General features: G+C 43.1%; 24 protein-coding genes and 2 tRNA genes. 13 read left to right on the plus strand and 13 right to left on the minus strand.

What is annotated here, in order from left to right; all coding sequences use genetic code 11:
• Positions 1–23: 23 nt before the first annotated feature.
• Entirely contained in the window at positions 24–971 is a 948-nt protein-coding gene (locus tag E0H88_RS06205) for a pirin family protein (protein ID WP_131273495.1), read from the minus strand.
• A 331-nt stretch (positions 972–1302) separates the two neighbouring features.
• Between E0H88_RS06205 and E0H88_RS06210 the strand changes: the two genes are divergently transcribed.
• Complete coding sequence (locus E0H88_RS06210) at positions 1303–2571, plus strand: GGDEF domain-containing protein (RefSeq protein WP_131273496.1); 1269 nt, start codon at positions 1303–1305, stop codon at positions 2569–2571.
• Here E0H88_RS06210 and E0H88_RS06215 read toward each other — a convergent pair whose 3' ends face one another.
• The 4 genes from E0H88_RS06215 to E0H88_RS06230 all read right to left on the minus strand — a co-directional run bounded on the left by E0H88_RS06215 (position 2572) and on the right by E0H88_RS06230 (position 6343).
• Complete coding sequence (locus tag E0H88_RS06215) at positions 2572–3513, minus strand: restriction endonuclease (protein ID WP_131273497.1); 942 nt, start codon at positions 3511–3513, stop codon at positions 2572–2574.
• Between the two features lie 188 nt (positions 3514–3701).
• Positions 3702–5270: a glutamine-hydrolyzing GMP synthase gene (gene guaA / locus E0H88_RS06220; protein WP_131273498.1), complete on the minus strand. Its 1569-nt coding sequence runs from the start codon at positions 5268–5270 to the stop codon at positions 3702–3704.
• Between the two features lie 250 nt (positions 5271–5520).
• Entirely contained in the window at positions 5521–5763 is a 243-nt protein-coding gene (locus tag E0H88_RS06225) for a NirD/YgiW/YdeI family stress tolerance protein (RefSeq protein ID WP_131273499.1), read from the minus strand.
• Between the two features lie 160 nt (positions 5764–5923).
• Positions 5924–6343, minus strand: a complete 420-nt coding sequence (locus E0H88_RS06230) for a DoxX family protein (RefSeq protein WP_131273500.1) — start codon at positions 6341–6343, stop codon at positions 5924–5926.
• 194 nt (positions 6344–6537) lie between these two features.
• Between E0H88_RS06230 and E0H88_RS06235 the strand changes: the two genes are divergently transcribed.
• Positions 6538–7170 carry a DedA family protein gene (locus tag E0H88_RS06235; RefSeq protein ID WP_092820052.1) on the plus strand — a complete coding sequence of 211 codons (633 nt, stop codon included), beginning with the start codon at positions 6538–6540 and terminating at the stop codon, positions 7168–7170.
• Here E0H88_RS06235 and E0H88_RS06240 read toward each other — a convergent pair.
• From E0H88_RS06240 to E0H88_RS06260, 5 genes are all read right to left on the minus strand, one after another.
• Positions 7167–7757 (minus strand): LysE family translocator, encoded by a 591-nt coding sequence (locus tag E0H88_RS06240; protein ID WP_092820053.1) that lies wholly within the window; start codon positions 7755–7757, stop codon positions 7167–7169. The two genes, E0H88_RS06235 and E0H88_RS06240, sit on opposite strands and share 4 nt — an antisense overlap.
• A gap of 220 nt (positions 7758–7977) precedes the next feature.
• Entirely contained in the window at positions 7978–8367 is a 390-nt protein-coding gene (locus E0H88_RS06245; protein ID WP_131273501.1) for a hypothetical protein, read from the minus strand.
• A 15-nt stretch (positions 8368–8382) separates the two neighbouring features.
• Complete coding sequence (locus E0H88_RS06250; RefSeq protein WP_131273502.1) at positions 8383–9219, minus strand: ParA family protein; 837 nt, start codon at positions 9217–9219, stop codon at positions 8383–8385.
• An 82-nt stretch (positions 9220–9301) separates the two neighbouring features.
• Positions 9302–9694 (minus strand): SirB2 family protein, encoded by a 393-nt coding sequence (locus tag E0H88_RS06255; protein WP_131273503.1) that lies wholly within the window; start codon positions 9692–9694, stop codon positions 9302–9304.
• A gap of 16 nt (positions 9695–9710) precedes the next feature.
• On the minus strand, positions 9711–10022 hold the full coding sequence (locus E0H88_RS06260) for a BolA family protein (protein WP_092820057.1): 312 nt from the start codon (positions 10020–10022) through the stop codon (positions 9711–9713).
• 234 nt (positions 10023–10256) lie between these two features.
• Here E0H88_RS06260 and E0H88_RS06265 point away from each other — a divergent pair.
• Both E0H88_RS06265 and E0H88_RS06270 read left to right on the plus strand, forming a co-directional pair.
• Positions 10257–10329, plus strand: a tRNA-Gly gene (locus E0H88_RS06265).
• Between the two features lie 48 nt (positions 10330–10377).
• Positions 10378–10453: transfer RNA gene (locus E0H88_RS06270), tRNA-Gly, on the plus strand.
• A 519-nt stretch (positions 10454–10972) separates the two neighbouring features.
• On the opposite strand, the gene acnA is transcribed toward E0H88_RS06270, so the two are convergent.
• The 3 genes from acnA to E0H88_RS06285 all read right to left on the minus strand — a co-directional run bounded on the left by acnA (position 10973) and on the right by E0H88_RS06285 (position 14725).
• The gene (gene acnA / locus E0H88_RS06275) at positions 10973–13729 is read right to left on the minus strand and encodes an aconitate hydratase AcnA (protein ID WP_131273504.1); all 2757 of its coding nucleotides are present in this window, start codon (positions 13727–13729) and stop codon (positions 10973–10975) included.
• Between the two features lie 494 nt (positions 13730–14223).
• Positions 14224–14445 (minus strand): hypothetical protein, encoded by a 222-nt coding sequence (locus tag E0H88_RS16070; protein ID WP_409449186.1) that lies wholly within the window; start codon positions 14443–14445, stop codon positions 14224–14226.
• The gene (locus tag E0H88_RS06285; protein ID WP_252151998.1) at positions 14387–14725 is read right to left on the minus strand and encodes a DUF2384 domain-containing protein; all 339 of its coding nucleotides are present in this window, start codon (positions 14723–14725) and stop codon (positions 14387–14389) included. The genes E0H88_RS16070 and E0H88_RS06285 overlap by 59 nt, the downstream gene beginning before the upstream one ends.
• Positions 14726–14971: 246 nt before the next feature.
• Here E0H88_RS06285 and E0H88_RS06290 point away from each other — a divergent pair, with 246 nt between their 5' ends.
• The 9 genes from E0H88_RS06290 to E0H88_RS06330 all read left to right on the plus strand — a co-directional run bounded on the left by E0H88_RS06290 (position 14972) and on the right by E0H88_RS06330 (position 24072).
• On the plus strand, positions 14972–15208 hold the full coding sequence (locus tag E0H88_RS06290) for a VF530 family protein (RefSeq protein ID WP_131273506.1): 237 nt from the start codon (positions 14972–14974) through the stop codon (positions 15206–15208).
• A 705-nt stretch (positions 15209–15913) separates the two neighbouring features.
• On the plus strand, positions 15914–17035 hold the full coding sequence (ribBA, locus tag E0H88_RS06295) for a bifunctional 3,4-dihydroxy-2-butanone-4-phosphate synthase/GTP cyclohydrolase II (protein ID WP_131273507.1): 1122 nt from the start codon (positions 15914–15916) through the stop codon (positions 17033–17035).
• An 11-nt stretch (positions 17036–17046) separates the two neighbouring features.
• Entirely contained in the window at positions 17047–17517 is a 471-nt protein-coding gene (gene ribH, locus E0H88_RS06300) for a 6,7-dimethyl-8-ribityllumazine synthase (RefSeq protein WP_092820061.1), read from the plus strand.
• A gap of 4 nt (positions 17518–17521) precedes the next feature.
• Positions 17522–17971 (plus strand): transcription antitermination factor NusB, encoded by a 450-nt coding sequence (gene nusB, locus E0H88_RS06305; protein ID WP_092820062.1) that lies wholly within the window; start codon positions 17522–17524, stop codon positions 17969–17971.
• Positions 17972–17989: 18 nt separating this feature from the next.
• Entirely contained in the window at positions 17990–18907 is a 918-nt protein-coding gene (gene thiL / locus E0H88_RS06310) for a thiamine-phosphate kinase (RefSeq protein WP_131273508.1), read from the plus strand.
• The gene (locus tag E0H88_RS06315; protein WP_131273509.1) at positions 18885–19406 is read left to right on the plus strand and encodes a phosphatidylglycerophosphatase A family protein; all 522 of its coding nucleotides are present in this window, start codon (positions 18885–18887) and stop codon (positions 19404–19406) included. Before thiL ends, E0H88_RS06315 begins: the two co-directional genes overlap by 23 nt.
• Positions 19407–19427: 21 nt before the next feature.
• On the plus strand, positions 19428–20792 hold the full coding sequence (gene glmU / locus E0H88_RS06320) for a bifunctional UDP-N-acetylglucosamine diphosphorylase/glucosamine-1-phosphate N-acetyltransferase GlmU (RefSeq protein WP_131273510.1): 1365 nt from the start codon (positions 19428–19430) through the stop codon (positions 20790–20792).
• Positions 20793–20805: 13 nt separating this feature from the next.
• Entirely contained in the window at positions 20806–22644 is a 1839-nt protein-coding gene (glmS, locus tag E0H88_RS06325) for a glutamine--fructose-6-phosphate transaminase (isomerizing) (protein ID WP_131273511.1), read from the plus strand.
• A gap of 60 nt (positions 22645–22704) precedes the next feature.
• Complete coding sequence (locus E0H88_RS06330; protein ID WP_131273512.1) at positions 22705–24072, plus strand: phosphohexomutase domain-containing protein; 1368 nt, start codon at positions 22705–22707, stop codon at positions 24070–24072.
• Positions 24073–24084 lie beyond the last annotated feature (12 nt).

Below are 24084 nucleotides of genomic sequence, written 5' to 3' on the forward strand. Positions count from 1 at the left end.
TTCAAACATCCTGAATTTTATTGTTATTTTGAAGCACGCATTTTATCGGGGAATGCAGGTGCTTCAAGGCGCGGTCCTGGATAGTCAGGAATGGTACCAAAACGGTCATCCTGATTAATCCAATGGTCACGGGCTTGGCAAAGCTCTTCCTGAGTCCGCCCGACAAAGTTCCACCACAGTAATATCGGTGACTCGAAAGGTTCTCCCCCCAACAGCAGGACACGACTGCCTTTATGTAAACGGATTTCAATTTCAGTCATGCCTGGCTCCAGCACGACCATGTTGTCGTCCGTCAGCTCATGACCGTTGACTTCAGCAGCACCCTCCAGCGCCATAAAGCCATATTCAAATTTCGGATTCAATTGAATTCGGGTGGTGGTGGATTCCTGTGCGGTTAAATCTACACCCAGCAATTCACTATGCACCGCAACCGGGGACCGGGTTTGCAAAAACTCCCCCACCAGCACGGTAAATTCAACCTGATCTCTTTCCACTACCGGCAGTTCGGGATAATGATCAAAACGCGGTGCCATATTGATCTTGTCATCAGGCAAGGCAATCCAGAGCTGGGCTGCATGCATATGGGTTTCGGTTTCCGGTGCCACTTCGGTATGGGAAATTCCATACCCTGCAGTCATTAAATTGACCTGTTTGGGACGAATCAGCTGTTTGGTCCCCAGGCTGTCGGTATGCATCATGGTGCCTTCAATCATCCAGGTAAAAGTCTGCAAGCCGATATGCGGATGGGGTCCGACATCTAATCCGTCACCTTGGGGAAAAACCACTGGACCGGCATGATCCAGAAAGCACCATGCCCCAATTAAACGCTTGTGCTGGCTGGGCAAGGCTCGCTTAATCACGGTACCTTGTCCAATTTCCGCACTACGCAAAGGAAACTCCTGGATAAACCGGTTTACATATTTTTCACAATCGTCCGAATTGGAAAGCTCCGTATAGCTGCTATTGGTCATATGCCTATCCCTGAATTTCATGAACGTGACTGCTTTTGACAGTTTTTAATCTATTGTCATCAATCATATAGATTCTTCGTCATTCAGCCTATAGTTAAGTTAATACAGTGAATACCATGGATAGGACAATATTATTTTTGAAATTTTCTTCATAAAACAAGGTTTAAGCGCGATAAATTATTGGCTATTTTTACCCTATTCATATGAATTTTATAGGAAAAAAATTTTTTGTCACAATTATAGCAACGACTTACCGAGTATTCTGTATACAGATATTTTTCCTCAGCATACTATTTCCCCCTGACCAATCTGCTATAAGAAGAGGATAATCATGTCCCAGGGACAGCAGGAAAAGTTTCATTACTCTGAAAATCAAGAATATAATCATATTGGGAACAATGAAGATAAATATTCAAATATCGGAACTGCCATTTTACCCAAGCGGCTGTGTACGCTCGCCAATCAAAAACAGATAGAACAACAACTAGAATATCCTAGCACCCGTATTCCGGAACAATTTCAACAATACTATCTGGACTATCAAAATAAGCACCAACGACAGTTTTTAAAATGCGTCAATTTTATTGGTCAGCTGACTTTTTTAGGCTATTTCTTTGTCGATTGGGTTTTATTACCGGACATTGGCATGCTGTCTGGTATTGCACGGCTCAGTCTTGTCATCTTGGCACTGTCGGTCAACTGGCTGGCTTTCCGCTACTGCAAGAATATTAAAATTCTGGATAGTCTATTACCGGCTTCTGTTGCAGCTGCAGCAGCAATATGGCTTGAACTGCTGTATTTATCGCAGAGTCCCGTTGTGAATACGTATCTCTACGCCAGCATCATTTTTATTTTATTGGGCAATTTATGCATACAGGTATCTTTTCGTAATTCCATTTTTAGTTCCCTGCTGATTAGTGCTGTGATTTTTAATGGCGTATTCAGGTTAGTCAGCGTCCAGGAACTGATTTTATTTTCACTCATTTACGCGCCGGTTTTATTGCTCAGCATGTATATCAGCTGGAATAACACCTTAAATTCAAAACGTAATTTTTTGCGGGTGTTACTCAATGACTGGAACTATTACACCTTAACTGAAATGGCGCATACGGATGAACTGACCCAGCTGTATAACCGCCGACAATTTTTACAACTGGCCGAACAGAGCATACAGCAATGGCCCAAATATAATTTAACCTGTCTATTGATGTTTGATATCGACTTTTTTAAGAATATTAATGATACCTATGGCCATGATGTGGGAGATGAAGTGCTGCGGGTACTGGCTGATATTACCCGCCGGGAAATGCGTCATAGCGATGTACTGGCACGTTTTGGGGGTGAAGAATTTATTGCTTTGCTGCCAGATACCACACTGGAAGATGCGATGAACATTGCCAACCGCTTATGCCGAAAAATTGAAAGCCATCAAATTTGTGTTAAAGATAAGTGCTTCTTTAATTTCAGTGTGTCGATTGGAGTATCACAACTGCAGCCCAATCAAAGTGATTTAAACCTGCTCATTAAAAATGCCGATATTGCACTCTACCAAGCCAAGAAAAATGGACGCAATCAGGTGGCAATTTATACCCATGAATAATTAGAAATTATCCTCATCGAAACGGTCTTGGTCTATTTTATAAATATGAAAACTGCGCTCGACTTGCACCCCCAAACCAAATTCAATCATCAGTGATGTGAGTTTGTCACCATCTATTAGAACAATTCCTGATTTTCTGGCGGATTCGATGGCTTCTTTACTGAAATTAGATGTGGTAATAAATACGCCTTTCTTGGCTACCTGATCAGCCAATGCACCTTTAAATTGCTGAATATCCGGACGGCCAACGGTATTTTCCCAACGTTTGGCCTGAATATAAATTTTATCGAGTCCTAAACGATCTTCACTAATGATTCCATCAATTCCACCATCATTCGTTTTACCAATCGCTTGTGCTGCATCTTGATGTGATCCTCCGTAACCCATTTCAACAAGTAAATCGACCACAAGCTTTTCAAAAAATGATGGGCTATTTTCTTTAACCAGCTTCAACAAGTCTGTTTTCAAATTTGATAAAAGTAATTCAGTGGTTGTTTGAATAATTTCTTCAGGTGTACTGTTCACCTTATTATTTTTATATAGGTTTAATGCGACAAAGCTCTTTTCTGTAGAGTGAATCATATCTAAATTTTCAGCTCGTCCTAATTTAAACTCAGAAAAACCATCAAACTGGGCTAAAAACTCATTCGTTATAGCTGATAAGTTGTTTAAATCTATTGTTTTACCTAAATCACTAATTTCACAAAATGCTCTTTGTGGCTGTCTAATTAGACCAGCTTTAACTAAATACGTTTTCGCCCAAGATACTCGATCTTTAAAAATATTTTTCCCACTTGGAAGTGACTTATTTAAATCTTCTTCAGATAACTTCGAACGTTGTGCAAGTAATTCAGCTGCTTCAGAAATTTTTATTGCCCTTTCCTGCTCTGCTAATAACTTCATAAGTGGCAGCATGAGTTGATCATAAGTAGGCAATGACATTCTAATTCTCTTTAAACATTTAATTTTTAATAATTATATAAAAAAGAGCGCCTAAGCGCTCTTTTTAATTTCAATAATTCTAGGTTTCTAAACTGCCGCGAGCATCTTGCACAAAATTCGAAGCAACACTTTGAATTTTGCTCATGGCGTAAATTTGGCTAAAAGCTATCGCTTTTAGAAAGCCAAATTTACTCCCACTCAATCGTCGCTGGTGGTTTAGATGACACATCATAAACTACACGTGAAACATCTTTAATTTCGTTCATGATACGCGTTGAAATCTTGTCTACCAGTTCATATGGAAGATGCGCAAAACGTGCAGTCATAAAGTCCACAGTTTCAACGGCACGAAGTGCAATCACCCATGCATAACGACGACCATCACCTACCACACCTACCGATTTAACCGGCTGGAATACAGCAAAGGCTTGTGCAGTTTTGTCATACCAACCGCTGGCACGAAGTTCTTGCATGAAGATGTCATCCGCCAGACGAAGAATATCGGCATATTCTTTTTTCACTTCACCCAAAATACGCACGCCCAAACCTGGACCCGGGAACGGATGACGATAAAGCATCTCGTGTGGTAAACCTAAAGTGGTACCTAAACGGCGTACTTCATCTTTAAACAGGTCACGGATTGGCTCAACCAGTTCAAAGGCTAAATCATCTGGTAAACCGCCCACATTGTGGTGTGATTTAATCACATGTGCCTTACCGTTTTTAGTTGCAGCAGATTCAATCACGTCAGGGTAAATTGTACCTTGAGCCAGGAAATTTACGCCATCCAGCTTACGTGCTTCTTCAGCAAATACTTCAATGAATTCACGACCAATGATTTTACGCTTTTTCTCTGGATCGGTTTCACCTGCAAGTGCAGACAAGAAACGGTTTTCAGCATCGGCGCGAATTACACGGATACCCATGTTTTTCGCAAACATATCCATCACTTGCTCGCCTTCGTTCAAACGAAGCAAACCGTTGTCTACGAATACGCAAGTCAATTGATCGCCAATGGCTTTATGAAGAAGCGCAGCAACTACAGATGAATCTACGCCACCTGAAAGACCAAGCAATACTTTTTGGTCGCCAATCTGTTCACGTAACTGCTCAACACGCAGGTCGATGATGTTTTCAGAGTTCCAGAGATTACGGCAACCACAAATGCTGTGTACGAAGTTAGACAGTAACTCGGCACCTTTTGCAGTATGGGTCACTTCCGGATGGAACTGCACGCCATAGAAACGGCGTTTTTCATCGCTTACTGCTGCAAATGGACAGCTTGGTGTACTTGCAGTCACCTGGAAACCTTCCGGAATCGCACTGACTTTGTCACCATGGCTCATCCAAACATTGAGTTTGTTTTCGCCATCGTCTAAATCACCCAGAAGCTGGTCACGAACCAAAACGTCTACCGCAGCATAACCAAATTCATGTACGGTACCTGGCTCTACTTTACCGCCAAGCTGTTCTGACATGGTTTGCAAGCCGTAGCAAATACCCAATACAGGTACACCCAGGTTGAATACAACTTCAGGCGCGCGTGGACTACCTTCTTCATGAACACTTTCCGGACCACCCGACAAGATGATACCGTTTGGTTTAAATGCGCGAATGTCTTCTTCAGACATGTCATAGGCATACATTTCAGAATATACGCCAGCTTCACGTACACGACGTGCAATAAGCTGACTGTATTGAGAACCGAAATCCAGGATCAGGATGCGGTCTTCAGTGATTTGAGTATTGGTAGTCATGACAAACAACTATGCAAGGCAAACGAAATAAGCGCTGCATTCTATCATTTTTCGGCGCATTAAGCACACTATTCGCACAAGGCTTGCATTCAATTGATTGCATTATATTTCGATCATAAAAAAAGCACCCTGTTCGAGTGCTTTTTTATTTCTTAGATTAGCATTTGAACCGCATCTATATCTGTGGATTCATTCAAATCAGTATCGACTTCAGCAATTACTTTCACTGTACCAACCAAGTTCAAGCCTATCAGGCTGCATACGTCAGGATCCACGCTATACCCATTTCTCCCGAGCGATCTTTCAGTTCAAAATGATGCTTATGGGTTTTTCTGACAATGACTCCGGAGAGCGTGACCGCAGTTTCATCTGGAGGCTGCTTTGCTTCTGTAACCGTCACCATGTTTTGAGCAGCTTCATTCACGTTCATCTGATCACTTTTACCTGCCCATGATGCTGTAGAAAACATTATACCAGAGATAAAATTGCCCATAACATTTGCTTCTTGATTGACTTTACCAAGGTGACTCCATCAAGCTTTATTGAAGCAGATTTGCTTAATTTATGTACGCAGTTTTTTATATCGCATGTACAGCTTTTATGCAATTACAAAAATGGAAGATGCATGCTTAATATTTTTTATCTTCATATACTCACGATTTTTCAATCCTATAATCTACACTGAATTTTCCTGCCCCATGCAGCATCAAAAATAGCAGACCACCGGTCATCGCCATATTTTTCATCAAGTTAATACTATCTTCAGCACCCCCATGAAACAATAATGCGGTCATCAAACTGAATACTGCCAGAGCTAAAGCGGCAAGGCGGGCTTGAAACCCCAATAACAAAGCGATTCCCCCACCCAATTCAACCAGAATGGTTAAGGGAAGTAGCGCACCGGGTACTCCCATCGACTCCATATAACCCATGGTCGCAGTATAGGCTGTGATTTTCCCCCAGCCAGCTACAATGAAAATATAGGCTATTAATACACGTGCAACCAAAGCGATAAAGGCATCAGTTTGCAGGCCCTGCACCAGATTTTTTATAAAAGTATTCGGATTAAACATGAGGTCACCTTTTGATTTTTGTTTTAATGACCTCTACATCCTAAGCCTGTTTTTATCGGGGTCAATAAATAATTTGTAAGATAAATCGTTGCTCAAAAAGGGAAAGATGAAAATGCAATTAATTTTCTTTTTGGTACTGACTTTCATGCCCCAGACTGCTAGGATTTCAGCACATTTTTGCTATCTGTAGCGCCATGGAACTGCTTGATTTTATCTTACACGTTGATGCCCATCTGCTCGAATTTATCACCGATTACGGCGTGTGGATTTATGCCATTCTTTTCTTGATTATTTTTGTGGAAACCGGTCTGGTGGTGATGCCATTTCTGCCGGGTGACAGCCTGCTGTTTGCGGCAGGAGCCTTAGCGGCATCCACAGGCGCAATGAATCCTTATATTCTGGTCATCTTGCTGTTTATTGCCGCAGTATTGGGCGACACGCTGAATTATCATATTGGTAAATTTATTGGACCGCGTGTCTTTGAAATTGAATCACGTTTCATTAATAAAAAGCATTTAATGTATACGCAAAAATTCTTTGAAAAACATGGTGGTAAAACCATTATTTTTGCCCGCTTTGTTCCTTTCGCCCGTACTTTTGCCCCGTTTGTCGCCGGTGCAGGTCACATGAATTATAAATATTTCCTGAGCTTTAATATCATTGGTGCCATTTGCTGGGTCGGTTCTTTTGTAATTTTGGGCTACTTATTTGGCAATATGCCGATTGTCAAAGATAATTTTACCCATCTAATTTTTGGCATCATTATTATTAGTGTCTTGCCGGGCATTATTGGTTTTATTCGCCAGAAACTTAAAAAGGCGCATTAAAAGAAGCGAATTACAACGGGCAACATACACATAATCAGTAACATGGCCGATCCTTTATATAAGAGATCGGCTTTTATTTGCCTAGACTGTCCGGCCAAAATGGCCCGCCCAAAAAACATCCAGAACACCACCGTAGGCAACAGTACCAGACTGAACAGCGCAAATACCAAAACAAAATTGGTGGGATTGCTCCAGGTTTCAATCGGTAAAACACCAGCAGCAAATAATAAGGCTTTCGGGTTTTTGAAAGTAGAAAAGAACAGTTGGCGCGGCTGAATAGAACGATGATGTTGATTATGCTTTTCTAAATCTGACGCTTTCCACAAATGGAAGGCCAGCCATACCACATAAACAGCACTGCAAACATGCAGGATATGAATAAAGTTCGGCCACACCGGACTACATAAATGAATCAGTAATGCCCACAAATTAATGGCATAAAAATAGCCGAGCAATTTTGCCGGAATAAACAGACTGGTTCTGGCAATGCCTTGTTGATGCGCCGAGCTTGCAAGTAATGCATTGGTTGGACCCGGAATCATCAATACCGCAATCACCGCCAAGACAAAAAGCCAACTCTCGATCATACATACCCGACATTACCCTTAATTAGGGGCACACCTTATATGAAACAGATGAAAAGTGACAAGTATTTCTCGATAAAAAAACATCACCTGATGCGTTTAAAGATTCCATCGAAAAACAACAACCAATTGATATTAATAATATTTACATTGAAACATTTTGCTAATATTTTATCACCTCGCTGTCGGGCACAGCACCTCAACAGCGGGATAAATTGATGAATTATTGAACTTTATTGCGAACAATAATTGGGCAATTTTTGAATTTTGCCGCCTGAACCACAGCTTCCTGTTCACCCAATAGACGTGCCAATTCAGTGTTTTTGGTATTGGAAGATTGTCCCATATTGACTGAAACACTCGGACCAATTCCCCAGCCGCCATGACTGCCCCAACCGCCGCCCACCCCGACACCCACACCGACGCCAGTGCGTTTAGGTGCCTGCACACCATTATCGATATATTGCTGAATACGGTTATATTCACTTTGCAACTGCTGGCAATTCAGCGCTTGATACTGGGTCGGAGAAACATAACTCGGTTTCACCGTCGTTGCACAAGCACCCAATAAAACCGTACTTCCCAAAAGGAAGCCTAGATAAATCGTTTTCATGAGAAATCTCAATACTTATATATGCTCAATTTCATTGAACAACGATTGATAGGCTTGCGTCAATTTATGATCCGTTGCCAAATGGATTAAAGGCTGATTTTTAAGATGCGATTCCTTCATTAAAATGGACGGCGGCAACATGCTGTCTAATACAGGCAAGCTTTCATCCTTCAGCTGTTGCACCACTTCACGCGGTAATTTGGCCTGTGCCTGGAACTGATTCACCACAATCCCTTCAATTTCCAGACGCTCATTATGGTCATCCTGAGTTTCAATGACATTTTCAATCAGGGTCTGCAAGGCACGTTTTGAAAATACGTCACAATCAAAAGGAATCAGTACGCGACTGGCTGCAATCAGCGCCGACAAGGTAAAGAAGTTAAAAGCCGGTGGCGTATCGATATACACCCTGTCATATTGCCCTTGCAGTTGCTGCAAGGCATCCCGCAATTTATAAATCTTATGTTTCGACTCCAAGGCATGTGCCAGCGCACCCAAAGTCGGACTTGCAGGAATCACATCCAGATTTTTAAAAGGGGATTGATGCACATAGCGCTCCAGACCTTTATCCCGGTTCTTTAAAATGGAACCAATGGCATTGCTTAAAAGTCCTTTGCTTTGGGTGGCCCCCAGCACTTCTTCAAAATAGTTTTCAATATTGGGTTCCAGCGCCGGTTTATCCACGGTATAGGTCGCATCATCCCCCAATAGATATTGACTGGAATTGGCTTGTGGGTCGAGATCAATCAGCAAGGTTTTCAACCCCTGATGTGCGCTGATTGCAGCCAGATTGACGGCAATACTGGACTTGCCTACCCCACCTTTTTGATTAAAAACCACACGTATCAGCATTGGAAGCCCCTATCATTTATAGTTATCTATGAATTGCAGTTTAACTCACACGTCTTACATCTAAAATAATCATGTCTAACAATTAGCCAAAATTCGGCTTAATGATGACTAATCCCATAATGGCGATCAGTGCGACCACTGCAATCATTAAACCTGCGCGACGCTGCACCAGTAAAATACTGTCATCTTTTTTATAGGCTTTAATCAAGGAAGAAAATAACACCAAAAACAGGATGATCTTGGCATAAAACCAGGGTTGTACTTCAAAATTCTTGATCACTAATGAAGTTAGCCCGGTCAAAACAATAACCGTCATGGCAAGATGTTGCCAAGCGACCAGGAATTTTCGTGCCACCGGATTGGGCTGATTGTCCTTGACTCCAACAAATAAAGTAAAAGCACGTGCAAGGATTGCCCCAATCAATAAGGTCACAGCAATCATATGCACAATTTTTACCGTCAGCTGCATATCCATTGTTTAATCTTCCTTATTATTCTGCTTTGGGCGCATGTGCACATTCAGGACTTGGCGTGTCTTGTCCTTGCCATTCCGAAGGCAAAAAAGCATGAATGGCGAGGGCATGAATACGGCTTGGCGCAAGCAAGTCCCCTGCTGCTGCATAAATTTTTTGATGACGTTGCACTAAACGCAAGCCTTGGAAAATGTCACTGACCACAATCACCTTAAAATGCGATTCTTTACCCGGGAAATAGCCGCCATGACCGGAGGATTCGTTCACCACTTCCAAATGAACCGGTGATAACTCTTGCAGGCGTTGAATCAACTGTTGTTCTAAATTCATCAAGATGCTCCCAAATAGCTTAATCTCTGGTTTCAGTATAGCGTGTTCCGATTCAATCTTCGTGTCTGTCTACCCTATCATTCCTGCATTTCAAAATAAAAATTTCTTTTTAAATCTCAATTTTGTTTATAAAAGCAACAAATTTAAGCAAAATGGTTTTATTTTATGCAATCGACATAAGTTTTTTCACAAAGTTATTGACCCTATTTTTGCATAATGTATTATACACGGCATGCGGGAATAGCTCAGTTGGTAGAGCATAACCTTGCCAAGGTTGGGGTCGGGAGTTCGAGTCTCCTTTCCCGCTCAAAATTTTTTCATTTAGTTTTTTCACTTAAAAAACTTTATAGACTCCGCGGGAATAGCTCAGTTGGTAGAGCATAACCTTGCCAAGGTTGGGGTCGGGAGTTCGAGTCTCCTTTCCCGCTCCAAATTCTAAAAAGCCCTGATCGAAAGATTGGGGCTTTTTTATTGTTGATTTTAAACAATATTTTCTTTCCAAACTTATAAACTTAAAATGCTTAAAGCTAGTAAAAAGTTAAGATAGATCACTTGAAAATGGGCTTACGTGACCAAAAGTGCCCTGCAACCATCACATATAGATCAATATATTAAAGATTTTGCATAAATTTTAGTGAACATAGGCTGAGTAATTCTAAAAACTTAAAATACTTCATTCTGGCTTTTATTGAAGTCTTTTTCACTACTTTATAAAAATGGTGACCAAATTTGGTCACCAAAAATATATAATTAAAAAAAAAATCTTAAGTTAAAAAATTATTAATTTATGGAATAGTTTTTATTAAAAAACTTATTCTTCCTGCTTGAACTGGACTGTTCCCAGTATCCTAGACACGAGACAGCCTCATTTTGAAGCTGCCGCAAATGCTTCTGGGCTCATTCCTTAAATGACCGGCATTGTGGTAGGTATCGGGCTTTCATCATTCAATTTAGGAAGTGAGCAAATTGCGCAAGACATAGTGCAAGATCCCACCGGCCTTAAAGTATTCCACCTCATTCAAGGTATCAATACGACACAACACTTGAAAATGACTACACGTACCATCGCCATGTTGCACCTCTACATCCAGTATTTGATGCGGATGAATATCATCCGACAAGCCTGAAATTGATAGGGTTTCATGTCCGGTCAGGTTCAATATCTGCCGGTTCTGACCTTCCACAAACTGTAAAGGTAACACCCCCATGCCGACCAGATTGGAACGGTGAATCCGCTCAAAACTTTCAGCAATCACCGCTTTCACCCCCAACAGGTTGGTGCCTTTGGCCGCCCAGTCACGTGAAGAACCGGTACCATATTCTTTCCCGGCAATAATCACGAGTGGGGTTTGTTCTGCCTGATAGCGCATTGCCGCATCATAAATCGAGAGTTTTTCTGCACTTGGAATATGCAGGGTATTGCCACCCTCCTCGCCACCCAGTATTTCGTTTTTAATGCGGATATTGGCAAAGGTACCTCGCATCATCACTTCATGGTTACCACGACGGGATCCGTAAGAGTTAAAGTCTTTTACATCAACACCCTGTTGCTGCAAATATCGTCCGGCCGGACTATCTTGTTTGATATTGCCCGCCGGGGAAATATGGTCCGTCGTGACTGAATCACCTAATACCGCCAAAATCCGTGCCTGGCTGATCTGCTGAATTGGTTGTAGCGGCTGATCAATTTCTGCAAAAAAGGGAGGATGCCGGATATAGGTGGATTGTTCATCCCAAGCATAGGTTTGACTTTGGGGAATCTGGATCGCTTTCCACTTGGCATCGCCTTCAAAAACTTCCGCATATTCTTTATGGAACATCTCGGTATTCACATTTTGCAGTGCGGCATCGATTTCCGTCTGTGTCGGCCAGATATCTTTTAAATAAACCGCTTGGCCATCAAAGCCCTCACCTATCGGTTCAGTCGTGAGATCAGTTCGAATATTCCCGACCAGACCATAGGCAACCACCAAGGGTGGCGAGGCGAGCCAGTTGGTTTTCACCAGAGGATGCACCCGTCCTTCAAAGTTACGGTTTCCGGAGAGCACTGAAGCTACATTCAAATCAAAACATTGCACAGCTTCTTCAATTACTTCAGGTAAAGGTCCCGAATTACCAATACAGGTGGTACAACCATAACCCACCAGGTTATAACCCAGCTGATTCAAATAAAGCGTCAACCCTGCTGCATGCAGATAATCGCTGACCACTTTGGAACCTGGAGCCAGTGAACTTTTCACCCAGGGTTTCCGCTGTAAACCTTTTTCGATTGCCTTTTTGGCCAATAGCCCTGCTGCCAACATGACACTGGGATTCGAGGTATTGGTACAGGAGGTAATCGCTGAAATCACTACATCACCATGCTGCAACGGATATTTTGTACCATCAATTACACAAAAAGCATTTTCATGGGGCAGGTTGGCCTGTTTCGCTTCAACCGCTGTACCTCCCCCTCCTTCATTTTCCAGACGCTCTTTTTCTTCCTTGACCGGTTTTAAGGTCAAATCCATGAAGGCATGAAAGGTTTTTGGCACTTGTGACAAGAGTACACGATCCTGCGGGCGTTTCGGACCCGCCAGACTGGCTTCTACCGTCGACATATCTAAAGCCAGCGTGTCGGTGAAGACGGGCTCATCCCCCGGATTGCGCCATAATCCTTGCAACTTGCTATAGGCCTCTACCAAGGCAATTCTTTCCGGCTGACGTCCAGTTAAACGTAAATAGGAAAGCGTCACCTCATCAACCGGGAAAAAGCCACAGGTAGCACCATATTCAGGTGCCATATTGGCAATAGTGGCACGGTCAGCCAAGGGTAAGTCGGCCAGACCATCGCCATAAAATTCGACAAATTTTCCAACTACACCTTTTTGACGCAGCATCTGGGTAATGGTCAGCACCAGATCAGTTGCTGTAATACCTTCTTTGAGTTTACCGATGAGCTTAAACCCGATCACTTCCGGAATCAGCATGGAGATCGGTTGGCCCAGCATGGCCGCTTCCGCCTCGATACCGCCTACCCCCCAGCCTAACACGCCTAAGCCATTGATCATGGTAGTATGTGAATCGGTACCGACCAAGGTATCAGGAAAGGCAAAGCGCTGACCATCGACCTCATTACTCCAGACCACTTGTGCTAGATATTCCAGATTGACCTGATGGCAAATCCCGGTTCCTGGCGGCACCACGCGAAACTGATTGAGCGCAGCCTGCCCCCAACGTAGAAACTGGTAGCGCTCGCCATTGCGTTGCATCTCAATTGCGACATTCTGCTCAAAAGCTTGCGGGCTGGCAAAGTAATCGACCATAACCGAGTGATCGATGACCAAATCCACCGGTGACAGCGGATTAATTTTTTCCGGGTCACCACCGGCTTTGGCCACTGCGGCACGCATCGCGGCAAGATCAACCACTGCGGGAACACCGGTAAAATCCTGCATCAGCACCCGTGCCGGACGATACTGGATTTCCTGTTCTGAGGTTCGGTTGTTTAGCCACCCTGCCAATGCATGAATATGCTCGGTTTTCACCGTGAGCTGATCTTCAAAACGTAGTAAATTTTCTAGCAAGACTTTTAAAGATTTTGGTAGTCGGGACAGGTCACCTAACTGCACTTGCAATTTGGACAGGTTGAAAATCTGATAGTGTTCTGAACCGACGGTTAATGTTTCTAAAGTATTAAAACTATTGATATTACTATACTTAGCCATCTAGTTTCCCTCCGGCTTGATATGCTATTTTTATGATCACAGTCAACCATTCCTTTACTTACTGTATGCTAACTACACGGCGGGTTTGTTATTATTTATTATCAGATTGCGCTAGGTAGTTAAATGCAGGACTGCCAAGAAATTTTGCCAGAGAGTTGCCGACAGTTAATATCTGGCATTGACAATCTTTCTGCCAATTCCGTAAGGAGATTAAGGTAAATTGAACCGCGTATTTAACTGTATTTTCAGAGTGATTTCAGATCACTACGTAGCTAGGGCTGTTTTACAGATCGAAATGATAAAGTCATAAATTGCTTTTCAAAAAAGAAACTAATATGTTTCTTACAGGATCTAAAAGCAATAAATGTATCTACAATAAATAAGTCTTTACTTCAGCAAATCAAAAAAAAGACTAAAATTTCTCCAATAATTTCCTTCTTATTTAAAAATTACTCTTTTTTGTACTTCGACTGATAATCTAAGCCACTAAACTTTTATTCATCATCTTCCGCAAACATTGCTTCAATTTCATTCCACTGCGGAAATTTATACTTCTTTTTATCCACTTCAAATTGCAGGCCTACCGCATTAAGTACACTTTCAAATATGCTAAATGAACCTGTAAAATGGCCATTTTCTATCTCTGAAATTGTTGTTTTATTGACGTTGGTTTTGGCCTTCCACAAATTGTAAAACGGTTTCAAGCTCAGAAATATTTTGGATTTGATCCAACGGAATACCTTTCGTTATTTTATTCGGATATTTCATAAAATGTTGGATAGTTGAAATATTGCCGCCGGAGAGAGTATCTACGGCAACTGTGATATGTATAAGTTTGAGGGCAACTTCTTTTTGCGGTAATGAGAATCTGCAACAATCTATATTGGTTATCGATAAATTTATATCAAGAATCATGGCAAGTTGATCATGTGTTAGCCCAATTTTTTGTGCTGCAGTTAAAACAGCTTTAGCTAAGACCTTTTCGCTGTTAGTCATTTGTTCGATTACCCGCATTACAAAAGGTCTTTAGGTTCTACTACATAATTCGTACTGATGGTAGTAAAAATAGTTTTGAATGTGGTATTTGTAGTTGAATTGGGCTTTGTTGCATAAAGACTCTAAAGATAGAGCTGCCCCAAGTTACTTAAATTTAAGCGACAACTTGGGTATAAAGTTGACCTAATTCTATAAATTTATTTATGGACTGCCCCCACTTTCCTCACCAAATACGATTGATCCAATATGAACACATCCAATGACCCCTTACACGGCAAAAAGCTTGCTGACATTTTGAATGAGTTGCTAGATTACTATGGCGGCTTTGAAGGCTTGAGTCGTAAAATTGAAATTAGATGCTTTTGCATAGACCCAAGTGTTAAATCATCATTACGATTCTTGCGTACCACACCATGGGCACGTGAAAAAGTAGAAAGCTTATATTTGTACGTCTTACGCCAAAAGGCAAAACAGAAACCGTAGCCCCAGGCAACACCCCTCTCATCATAAAATTTGAACCGTACCGGGTTTGTGGGAGACTTTTATTTAACTGATGTTACGTAGTAATTGCATTTTAAGCATCTTCGCTACTACATGTTGTAGTCGATTTATAAATTACTAATAATCATTATATTAAACAATATAATGTTATTATTAATATGAAAAATCAGGATCAAAACATAGGTGACTTTTACAAACTAAAATGTCTAAAATAAAGTGACCAAAATAACATTAAATGATCTAAATTCATCAAAAATTTACCCTACTAAAAACCAAATAATACCAATTAAATCATATACTTATAATTAGTGTCATTTAATGGAATAAATCTCGGTGACCTTGCCAAGGTTGGGATCGCGAGTTCGAGTCTCGTTTCCCGCTCCAGATTTTAAAAAGCCCTGATCGAAAGATTGGGGCTTTTTTTATCCCAATAGTATACCCCACCCCATAAATCAGCAGCATTTCGCATAAGCTTGTCATTATTTATGTATTTCAACTGCTTAAAGATTCAGCATAATCGTGGCTTTTTAAAATAAAGTCCCCTTTTCAAGTGTTCAGGCACTGTGTATAACAATGAACCGGGAATGGAAACCGATAAGCATAGGCAAACATCGTAAAAAAACGGTAGACTATGCAACAATCAATGCAAGTAAAATGTCATTTGAGACAAAAAGAAGGTGAAGGTTGATGCCGCTCAATACCGTTGAAGAGCTCGTAGCAGATATCCGTGCAGGAAAAATGGTCATCCTGATGGATGATGAAGACCGTGAAAATGAAGGCGATCTGGTGATTGCTGCGACACACGTACGTCCTGAAGACATCAACTTTATGATCACCCACGCCCGTGGTCTGGTTTGCCTCACATTAAGCCGCGACCGTTGCCAGCAGCTCAATCTTCCGCTCATGGTCGATGCCAACGGCGCACAGCACGGAACTAACTTTACGCTTTCGATTGAAGCCGCCAACGGTATTACTACGGGTATTTCAGCCGCTGAACGTGCACATACCATTCAGACAGCTGTGGCCGCACATGCCAAGCCTGCGGACATTGTGCAACCGGGTCATATCTTTCCGCTGATGGCACAGCCCGGTGGCGTATTGCACCGTGCCGGTCATACCGAAGCCGGCTGTGATCTGGCCCGTCTTGCAGGACTCGAACCTGCTTCAGTGATTTGTGAAATCATTAAAGAAGATGGCACCATGGCGCGCCGTCCTGACCTTGAAATTTTTGCAGAAAAGCATGGTTTGAAAATCGGAACGATTGCGGATCTCATTCACTACCGCATGACCAATGAGCAAACGGTTGAACGTCTGGATCAGCAAACGTTAGATACCGAATACGGTACGTTTGAATTGTTCCGTTACCGTGAAATTGGTAATCCGGATATTCATTTAGCCCTGGTCAAAGGTGAGCCTAAACAGGGGGTCACTACCGTTCGCGTACATGGCTTTAGTCCGGCACGTGACTTGCTGAAAATTAACAAGCAAAATGGCGAACCGGCCTGGAATCTCGACAAAGCACTGAAAGAGATCGCATCTAGCGAGCGCGGTGTTTTGGTCTGGATTGGTCAGCGTCATTTACAGGACCTCGGTCCAGCACTGGAAAGCTTGACTACACCTAAGCCATCCAAATCCAGTGCTGCATTGTCACAGCAATACCAAACCATTGGTGTCGGTGCACAGATTTTACGTGATTTAGGGGTTGAGAAAATGAAGCTGCTCAGCTCTCCATTACGTTTTAATGCATTATCAGGTTTTAATTTAGAAGTGGTGGAATACGTCGCCGCAAATCAAACAACAGAGAAATAATCGAGGTTGCTATGGCAGTTCGCCGTATTGAAGGTATGTTACATCTCGCGAGCGAAGGCCGTTACGCGATTTTAGTGGGTCGTTTTAATAGTTTTGTTGTCGAACATCTTTTAGAAGGTGCAATTGATACATTGAAACGTCATGGTGTATCAGAGGATAATATTACCGTTGTTCATGCCCCTGGCGCCTGGGAACTTCCGGTGGTGGCTAAAAAACTGGCTGCTGCTGATCGTTTTGATGCCATTATTGCGCTTGGCGCAGTGATTCGTGGCAGCACGCCTCACTTCGATTTTGTTGCTGGTGAATGTGCCAAAGGTTTAGGCGTGGTTGGCCTGGACACTGGCTTACCAGTCATTAATGGTGTATTGACTACGGATAGTATTGAACAGGCGATTGAACGCTCGGGTACAAAAGCAGGTAATAAAGGCAGTGAAGCTGCCTTGACTGCAATTGAAATGGTTAACTTGTTAAAGGCTATTTAACGCTATGTCGCAAACACTTCAAGCAACTTATGCAGCAAAACGCAAAGCACGTCGTTTTGCTGTACAAGGAATTTATGAATGGCAGATGAGCCACAATCCGGTACATGAAATTGAAGCACGTACACGTGTGGAAAATGCCATGCACAAAGTGGATCTCGGCTATTATCATGAATTGTTGACTCAAGTGGTTGCCAATCATGAAGCATTGGATGCGCTCTTAATCCCTGTGCTTGACCGCGAAATTGATGCGCTTGACGGCGTTGAACTCGCTACTCTTCGTCTGGGTGCGTATGAATTGAAAGAACATCTTGAAATTCCATATCGCGTTGTTTTGGACGAAGCAATCGAGCTGGCTAAACATTTTGGCGGTGCAGACAGCCATAAATACATCAATGGTGTATTGGATCGTTTAGCAACAACTTTACGTGCAGCAGAAAAGCAACAAACCAACTAAATAAAGTAGATTTGTTGTATGGCTGAGTTCTCGATCATTGATACTTATTTTCATCGGCAGACTTCTGCGTCGGTCGATTTAGGTGTTGGTGACGACTCAGCCTTGCTCACCCCTCCTCCTCAGCAACAACTGGCCATCTGTGCCGATACATTGGTTGCCGGACGACATTTTCCCCTAGATACCTCTCCGCATGCCATCGGCTGGAAATCTGTCGCGGTGAATCTGTCTGACATTGCTGCAATGGGTGCCAAACCGCACAGCATCTTACTGGCATTGAGCCTACCCCAAATTGATCATGACTGGCTCAAAGGCTTTAGCCAGGGTTTATATGATTGCTGCGATCAATTTGGTGTGAGTTTAATTGGTGGCGATACCACCCAAAGTCCTCATCTCACTATTTCGGTTACCGCGCTTGGCTGGATAGAAACCGGCAAAGCCATCACACGTTCAGGCGCACAAGCCGGCGATTATGTCTGTGTCTCTGGTACAGTCGGTGATGCCGCATTTGCTCTGCACAATTTAGGACATCCGCTACAAAAGCGTCTAGATTATCCAACCCCACGTTGTCAGCTCGGTCAAAAGTTAAAGGGCCTGGCATCCAGCATGATTGATGTATCTGATGGATTGGCACAAGATTTAGGCCATATTTTAAAAGCGTCAAAGGTAGGGGCAACGCTGGAATTAAATCAGCTGCCGATCAGTCCAGATTTACAAAATTTAACTCAAGAACAGCAATGGCAATATGCCCTCGCGGGTGGCGATGACTATGAGTTATGCTTTACAATAAGCCCGCAAAATTATGAAAAGCTTTTGCAACAACAATTAGATGTCAACATTAGCAAGATTGGACAAATAACCCAACAAACTGAATTAACTTTTGTGCAGAATGGCGTAGATCATTCGCTGCAATTTCATGGATATCAACACTTTGCATAAACCTGCGATTCACTTTAAAGACATGTCCTGGTACAACCGCTTTATCGTTTTTTGCGGTGTCGGATTTGGTTCCGGGTTGTTACCCAAAGCGCCAGGCACTTTTGGTTCGGCCTTTGCATTGCTGTTTATTCCTGCCTGGCTTGCAATTGGCTTTACCGTCTCCATTATTGCCATGATTTTAATGTCACTTATTGGCATTTATATTTGCGGGCAAACCGCTAAAGTCATGGGCGTACATGACGATGGCCGCATTGTTTGGGATGAATTTGCTGGACAGTCAATTACGTTTCTGCCCCTGATTTACTTTGCACAAATGAGCTGGCTTTGGGTACTTGTCGGATTTGTCCTGTTCCGTTTATTCGATGTCTGGAAACCCTGGCCTATTCGTGTCATCGACCGTCAGGTCGGTGGCGGTTTCGGCATTATGTTTGACGATATTATTGCCGGCATTTGGGCCGCAATCTGTATTCTCGTGTACCTCAACATTTCAATGGCTTAAGCCAAGTTTTTAAGGTGTATTATGTCAACTTCTGTGATTATTCTTGCTGCCGGCAAAGGAACTCGAATGCGTTCGAGCCTACCCAAAGTATTGCAGCCGCTCGCAGGACGCCCTCTACTCGGCCATGTCATTGAAACTGCTAAAAAATTAAATGCCAAAAATATTATTACCATTTTTGGACACGGCGGTAATTTAGTTCAACAAGCCTTTGCACAGGAAAATGTACAATGGGTCGAACAAGCTGAACAGCTGGGTACAGGCCATGCGGTTAAAGTGACTTTACCGGTACTTCCTACCGATGGCGTTTCACTGATTCTTTCCGGTGATGTACCTTGCATTAGCCAGGACACCTTGGAAAAACTGCTTGCTGTTTCACGTGAAACAGGCATTGGTCTGGTTACCCTGACTTTAGCGGACGCAACAGGCTATGGCCGTATCGTACGTGAAAACAATAAAATTCAGGCCATTGTTGAGCATAAAGATGCCAGCGATGCACAGCGTCAAATCAAGGAAATCAATACCGGGATTTACTGTGTCAGCAATGCCAAACTGCATCAATGGTTACCCAAATTAAGCAACAACAATGCCCAAGGTGAATATTACCTGACGGACATTGTGGCCATGGCGATTGCCGATGGTCTTGAAGTGGCTTCCGTTGAACCGGAACGTGCCTTTGAAGTGGAAGGCGTGAATGACCGGATTCAGCTGGCCGCTTTGGAACGTGAATTCCAGGCCTATCAGGCCAAACTGCTGATGCAGCAAGGCGTGCATATCATTGATCCAAGCCGTTTTGACCTGCGTGGCAAGCTTACCACCGGTCAAGATGTTCGCATTGATATCAACGTGATTATCGAAGGTGATTGCGAACTAGGTGATCATGTTGAAATTGGTGCTGGCTGTGTAATTAAGAATAGTAAAATTGCTTCAGGCACCAAGGTCCAACCCTACAGTATTTTCGACAATGCCGTGGTCGGTGAAGATACGCAAATTGGACCCTTTGCCCGTTTACGCCCAGGTGCCAAGCTGGCCAATGAAGTGCATATTGGCAACTTTGTCGAAGTGAAAAATTCCACGATTGGCCTCGGTTCCAAAGCCAATCACTTTACCTATTTAGGGGATGCCGAAGTGGGCGCAGGTTCAAATATTGGTGCCGGTACCATTACCTGCAATTATGATGGGGCCAATAAATTTAAAACCATTATTGGTGATTCAGCCTTTATCGGCTCGAACAGTTCCCTGGTTGCCCCGGTCAGTATAGGCAATGGTGCAACTGTCGGCGCTGGCTCAGTCATCACACGTGATGTAGCAGAAAATAGTTTGGCCTTTGAACGATCTAAACAAGTGGCTAAAGAAAACTATCAACGCCCCCAAAAACTGAAAAAATAAGAGGATTATAAATATGTGCGGAATTGTCGGTGGCGTTGCAGAACGTAATATTAGCAATATTTTAATTGAAGGCTTAAAGCGCCTTGAATACCGTGGCTATGATTCAGCAGGTGTTGCGCTGATCAATGGCGGTCATGTCCTGCGCGAACGCCGTGTAGGTAAAGTGATCAATCTGGAACAGGCGGTAAGTGAATCGAATATCGAAGGTTCACTGGGGATTGCCCATACCCGTTGGGCAACCCATGGTAAACCGACTGAAAATAATGCCCATCCCCATGTTTCTGGTACGGTGGCTGTGGTGCATAACGGTATTATTGAAAACTATCAAGAACTGAAAGACGATCTTGAAGCCCTGGGCTATGTGTTTACCTCACAAACGGATACTGAAGTTGTCGCACATCTGGTCAATGATGCATTGAAATCAACTTCTAGCCTTCTAGAAGCGGTTCAGCAGGTTGTTCCCCAGCTCAAAGGGGCTTATGCACTGGGTATCGTGCATACCGATCATCCGAATGAACTGATTACCGTTCGTGAAGGTTCACCTCTGGTCATTGGGGTCGGAATTGGCGAGAACTTTATCAGTTCGGATCAATTGGCCCTGCTGCCAATTACTAACCGTTTTATTTACCTGGAAGAAGGTGATATTGCACGTTTAACCCGCAACAGCATTGAAGTGTTTGTGGATGGGCAATTGGTGAACCGTCCAGTAAAAGAGCTGGATGCCACCGTCAGCAATGCATCTAAAGGCGAATATAAACACTACATGCTCAAAGAAATTTATGAGCAGCCTGAAGCGATTCAGCAAACCATTTCCCAAGCCTTGAATGGCAACGATTTGCGCGAAGATTTCTTGAAAAATGCGGTGGGCGATTTTGAAAAAATTCAACAGGTGCAAATTATTGCCTGCGGGACCAGTTACCATGCCGGCATGATTGCAAAATACTGGTTTGAGCAGCTGATTGACCTGCCTTGTCAGGTGGAAATTGCCAGCGAATTCCGTTACCGCACCCCTGTGATTGTCAATAACACACTGTATGTCTGTATTTCTCAATCTGGTGAAACTGCCGATACTTTGGCTGCGCTGCGCGATACCCAAAAACGCGCTGCTGCAAAAAGTTTAAACATTACCACCATGACCATTTGTAATGTGGCTACCTCTTCAATGGTGCGTGAAACCAATTATAGCCTGCTAACCATGGCCGGACCTGAAATTGGCGTTGCGTCAACCAAAGCATTTACCACGCAGCTTGCCGCACTCATGCTGTTGGTACTGAAGATTGGTCAAGTCAAGCAAAGCATCTCGGCTGAACAAATTACTGCCATTACCACTGATTTATGGCATACGCCTAAAGTCATCCTTGATACCCTACAGCAAGATAAAGACATTCTGCGTTTATCTGAGCTGTTTGTAGAAAAACAGCACTGCCTGTTTTTAGGCCGTGGTACCGAGTTCCCGATTGCTCTTGAAGGCGCATTAAAACTGAAAGAAATTTCCTATATTCATGCCGAAGGTTATGCCGCAGGTGAACTGAAACATGGTCCATTGGCACTGGTAGACAATGACATGCCGGTGGTGATTCTGGCTCCGCAAGACGACATGCTCGACAAGCTGAAATCCAATATGGAAGAAGTTCAGGCCCGTGGTGGCGAACTGTTTGTCTTTGCCGACGAAAACAGCGGCATTAAAGGCAAAGAGCGTCAGCATGTGGTTCATGTGCCAAGCATCGCTCCGCTTCTTGCGCCAATTGTTTACAGTATTCCTGTGCAGCTGCTGTCCTACCATGTGGCTGTCTTGCGTGGAACGGATGTCGATCAGCCACGTAACCTGGCAAAATCGGTCACGGTGGAATAATAAATTTTGATATAAGGCTGGGTAACCGGCCTTTTTCTTGCAAAGGAAAGAGTAAAAAACATGACGCTGAGTTGTTTTAAAGCCTACGATATTCGTGGAAAATTGGGTGAAGAATTAAATGAAGACATTGCCTATAAAATTGGCCGGGCTTATGGACAAATCTATCAACCTAAAACAGTGGTCATTGGTTGTGACATTCGTCTCAGCAGTGAAGGCCTGAAACAAGCCACTATTCACGGTTTAAATGATGCAGGTGTTAAGGTACTCGATTTAGGCATGACCGGTACGGAAGAAGTTTATTTTGGAACATTCCACCTGGACGTTCAAGGCGGTATTGAAGTCACTGCCAGTCATAATCCAATGGATTACAATGGCATGAAACTGGTGCGTGAAAATGCCCGTCCGATTAGTGCAGATACGGGTTTAAAAGACATCCAGCTTTTAGCAGAATCAGGCGTATTTAAAGACGTTGAGCAAAAAGGGACGACCGAAAAATATAATATCCTGCCTGAATTCGTAGATCACCTCATGACTTACATCGAACCCTCAAAAATTGCACCAATAAAACTGGTAGTAAACGCGGGTAATGGTGCAGCGGGTCATGTGATTGATGCGATTGAAGAAAAATTCAAAGTCCTGAATGTACCGGTAGAATTTATTAAAATTCACCATGAAGCCGATGGCACCTTTCCGAATGGTATTCCTAACCCGCTGCTCGTTGAAAACCGTGACAGCACGCGTAAAGCCGTGATTGAGCATGGGGCTGATATGGGCTTGGCTTGGGATGGCGACTTTGACCGTTGCTTCCTGTTTGATGAAAAAGGCCAGTTCATTGAAGGCTATTATATTGTCGGTTTATTGGCACAAGCGTTCTTGCTGAAACAGTCAGGTGAGAAAATTGTGCATGACCCGCGCCTGGTCTGGAATACCTTTGACATTGTTGAACAATACCAGGGTGAAGCGATCCAGTCTAAATCAGGCCATTCTTTCATTAAAGAAAAAATGCGCGAGCATAATGCCGTATATGGCGGAGAAATGAGTGCACACCATTATTTCCGTGACTTTGCCTATTGCGATAGCGGTATGATTCCATGGCTGTTAGCGGTGTCGGTATTGTCAGAAACCCAAAAACCGTTGTCTGCCTTGGTAGAAGAAATGATTGCAAAATTCCCATGTTCAGGCGAAATCAACTTCAAAGTGGCAGATACCCAAACGACCATTCAAAAGATTTTTGATCACTATGCTGATCAAAATCCCGCCATTGATCAAACGGACGGTGTGAGCCTGGATTTTGGCGCATGGCGTGTCAATGTTCGTGCATCCAATACCGAGCCATTATTACGCCTGAATATTGAAAGCCGTCGTGACCAAAATCCACGACCGATGCAGGACTATGTCGATGAGCTGACCCAATTGATTCAAGGCTAAGGATTGCTGGTA

This window comes from Acinetobacter sp. ANC 4216 (genome assembly GCF_004331195.1).
GTDB lineage: Bacteria > Pseudomonadota > Gammaproteobacteria > Pseudomonadales > Moraxellaceae > Acinetobacter > Acinetobacter kookii.

Excerpts from the sequence above, each read along its gene's own strand:
- E0H88_RS06205 (WP_131273495.1), bottom strand. The coding sequence starts at position 971 with ATGACCAATAGCAGCTATACGGAGCTTTCCAATTCGGACGATTGTGAA.
- E0H88_RS06210 (WP_131273496.1), top strand. The coding sequence starts at position 1,303 with ATGTCCCAGGGACAGCAGGAAAAGTTTCATTACTCTGAAAATCAAGAA.
- E0H88_RS06215 (WP_131273497.1), bottom strand. The coding sequence starts at position 3,513 with ATGTCATTGCCTACTTATGATCAACTCATGCTGCCACTTATGAAGTTA.
- guaA (WP_131273498.1), bottom strand. The coding sequence starts at position 5,270 with ATGACTACCAATACTCAAATCACTGAAGACCGCATCCTGATCCTGGAT.
- E0H88_RS06225 (WP_131273499.1), bottom strand. The coding sequence starts at position 5,763 with ATGGGCAATTTTATCTCTGGTATAATGTTTTCTACAGCATCATGGGCA.
- E0H88_RS06230 (WP_131273500.1), bottom strand. The coding sequence starts at position 6,343 with ATGTTTAATCCGAATACTTTTATAAAAAATCTGGTGCAGGGCCTGCAA.
- E0H88_RS06235 (WP_092820052.1), top strand. The coding sequence starts at position 6,538 with ATGGAACTGCTTGATTTTATCTTACACGTTGATGCCCATCTGCTCGAA.
- E0H88_RS06240 (WP_092820053.1), bottom strand. The coding sequence starts at position 7,757 with ATGATCGAGAGTTGGCTTTTTGTCTTGGCGGTGATTGCGGTATTGATG.
- E0H88_RS06245 (WP_131273501.1), bottom strand. The coding sequence starts at position 8,367 with ATGAAAACGATTTATCTAGGCTTCCTTTTGGGAAGTACGGTTTTATTG.
- E0H88_RS06250 (WP_131273502.1), bottom strand. The coding sequence starts at position 9,219 with ATGCTGATACGTGTGGTTTTTAATCAAAAAGGTGGGGTAGGCAAGTCC.
- E0H88_RS06255 (WP_131273503.1), bottom strand. The coding sequence starts at position 9,694 with ATGGATATGCAGCTGACGGTAAAAATTGTGCATATGATTGCTGTGACC.
- E0H88_RS06260 (WP_092820057.1), bottom strand. The coding sequence starts at position 10,022 with ATGAATTTAGAACAACAGTTGATTCAACGCCTGCAAGAGTTATCACCG.
- acnA (WP_131273504.1), bottom strand. The coding sequence starts at position 13,729 with ATGGCTAAGTATAGTAATATCAATAGTTTTAATACTTTAGAAACATTA.
- E0H88_RS06285 (WP_252151998.1), bottom strand. The coding sequence starts at position 14,725 with ATGACTAACAGCGAAAAGGTCTTAGCTAAAGCTGTTTTAACTGCAGCA.
- E0H88_RS06290 (WP_131273506.1), top strand. The coding sequence starts at position 14,972 with ATGAACACATCCAATGACCCCTTACACGGCAAAAAGCTTGCTGACATT.
- ribBA (WP_131273507.1), top strand. The coding sequence starts at position 15,914 with ATGCCGCTCAATACCGTTGAAGAGCTCGTAGCAGATATCCGTGCAGGA.
- ribH (WP_092820061.1), top strand. The coding sequence starts at position 17,047 with ATGGCAGTTCGCCGTATTGAAGGTATGTTACATCTCGCGAGCGAAGGC.
- nusB (WP_092820062.1), top strand. The coding sequence starts at position 17,522 with ATGTCGCAAACACTTCAAGCAACTTATGCAGCAAAACGCAAAGCACGT.
- thiL (WP_131273508.1), top strand. The coding sequence starts at position 17,990 with ATGGCTGAGTTCTCGATCATTGATACTTATTTTCATCGGCAGACTTCT.
- E0H88_RS06315 (WP_131273509.1), top strand. The coding sequence starts at position 18,885 with ATGGATATCAACACTTTGCATAAACCTGCGATTCACTTTAAAGACATG.
- glmU (WP_131273510.1), top strand. The coding sequence starts at position 19,428 with ATGTCAACTTCTGTGATTATTCTTGCTGCCGGCAAAGGAACTCGAATG.
- glmS (WP_131273511.1), top strand. The coding sequence starts at position 20,806 with ATGTGCGGAATTGTCGGTGGCGTTGCAGAACGTAATATTAGCAATATT.
- E0H88_RS06330 (WP_131273512.1), top strand. The coding sequence starts at position 22,705 with ATGACGCTGAGTTGTTTTAAAGCCTACGATATTCGTGGAAAATTGGGT.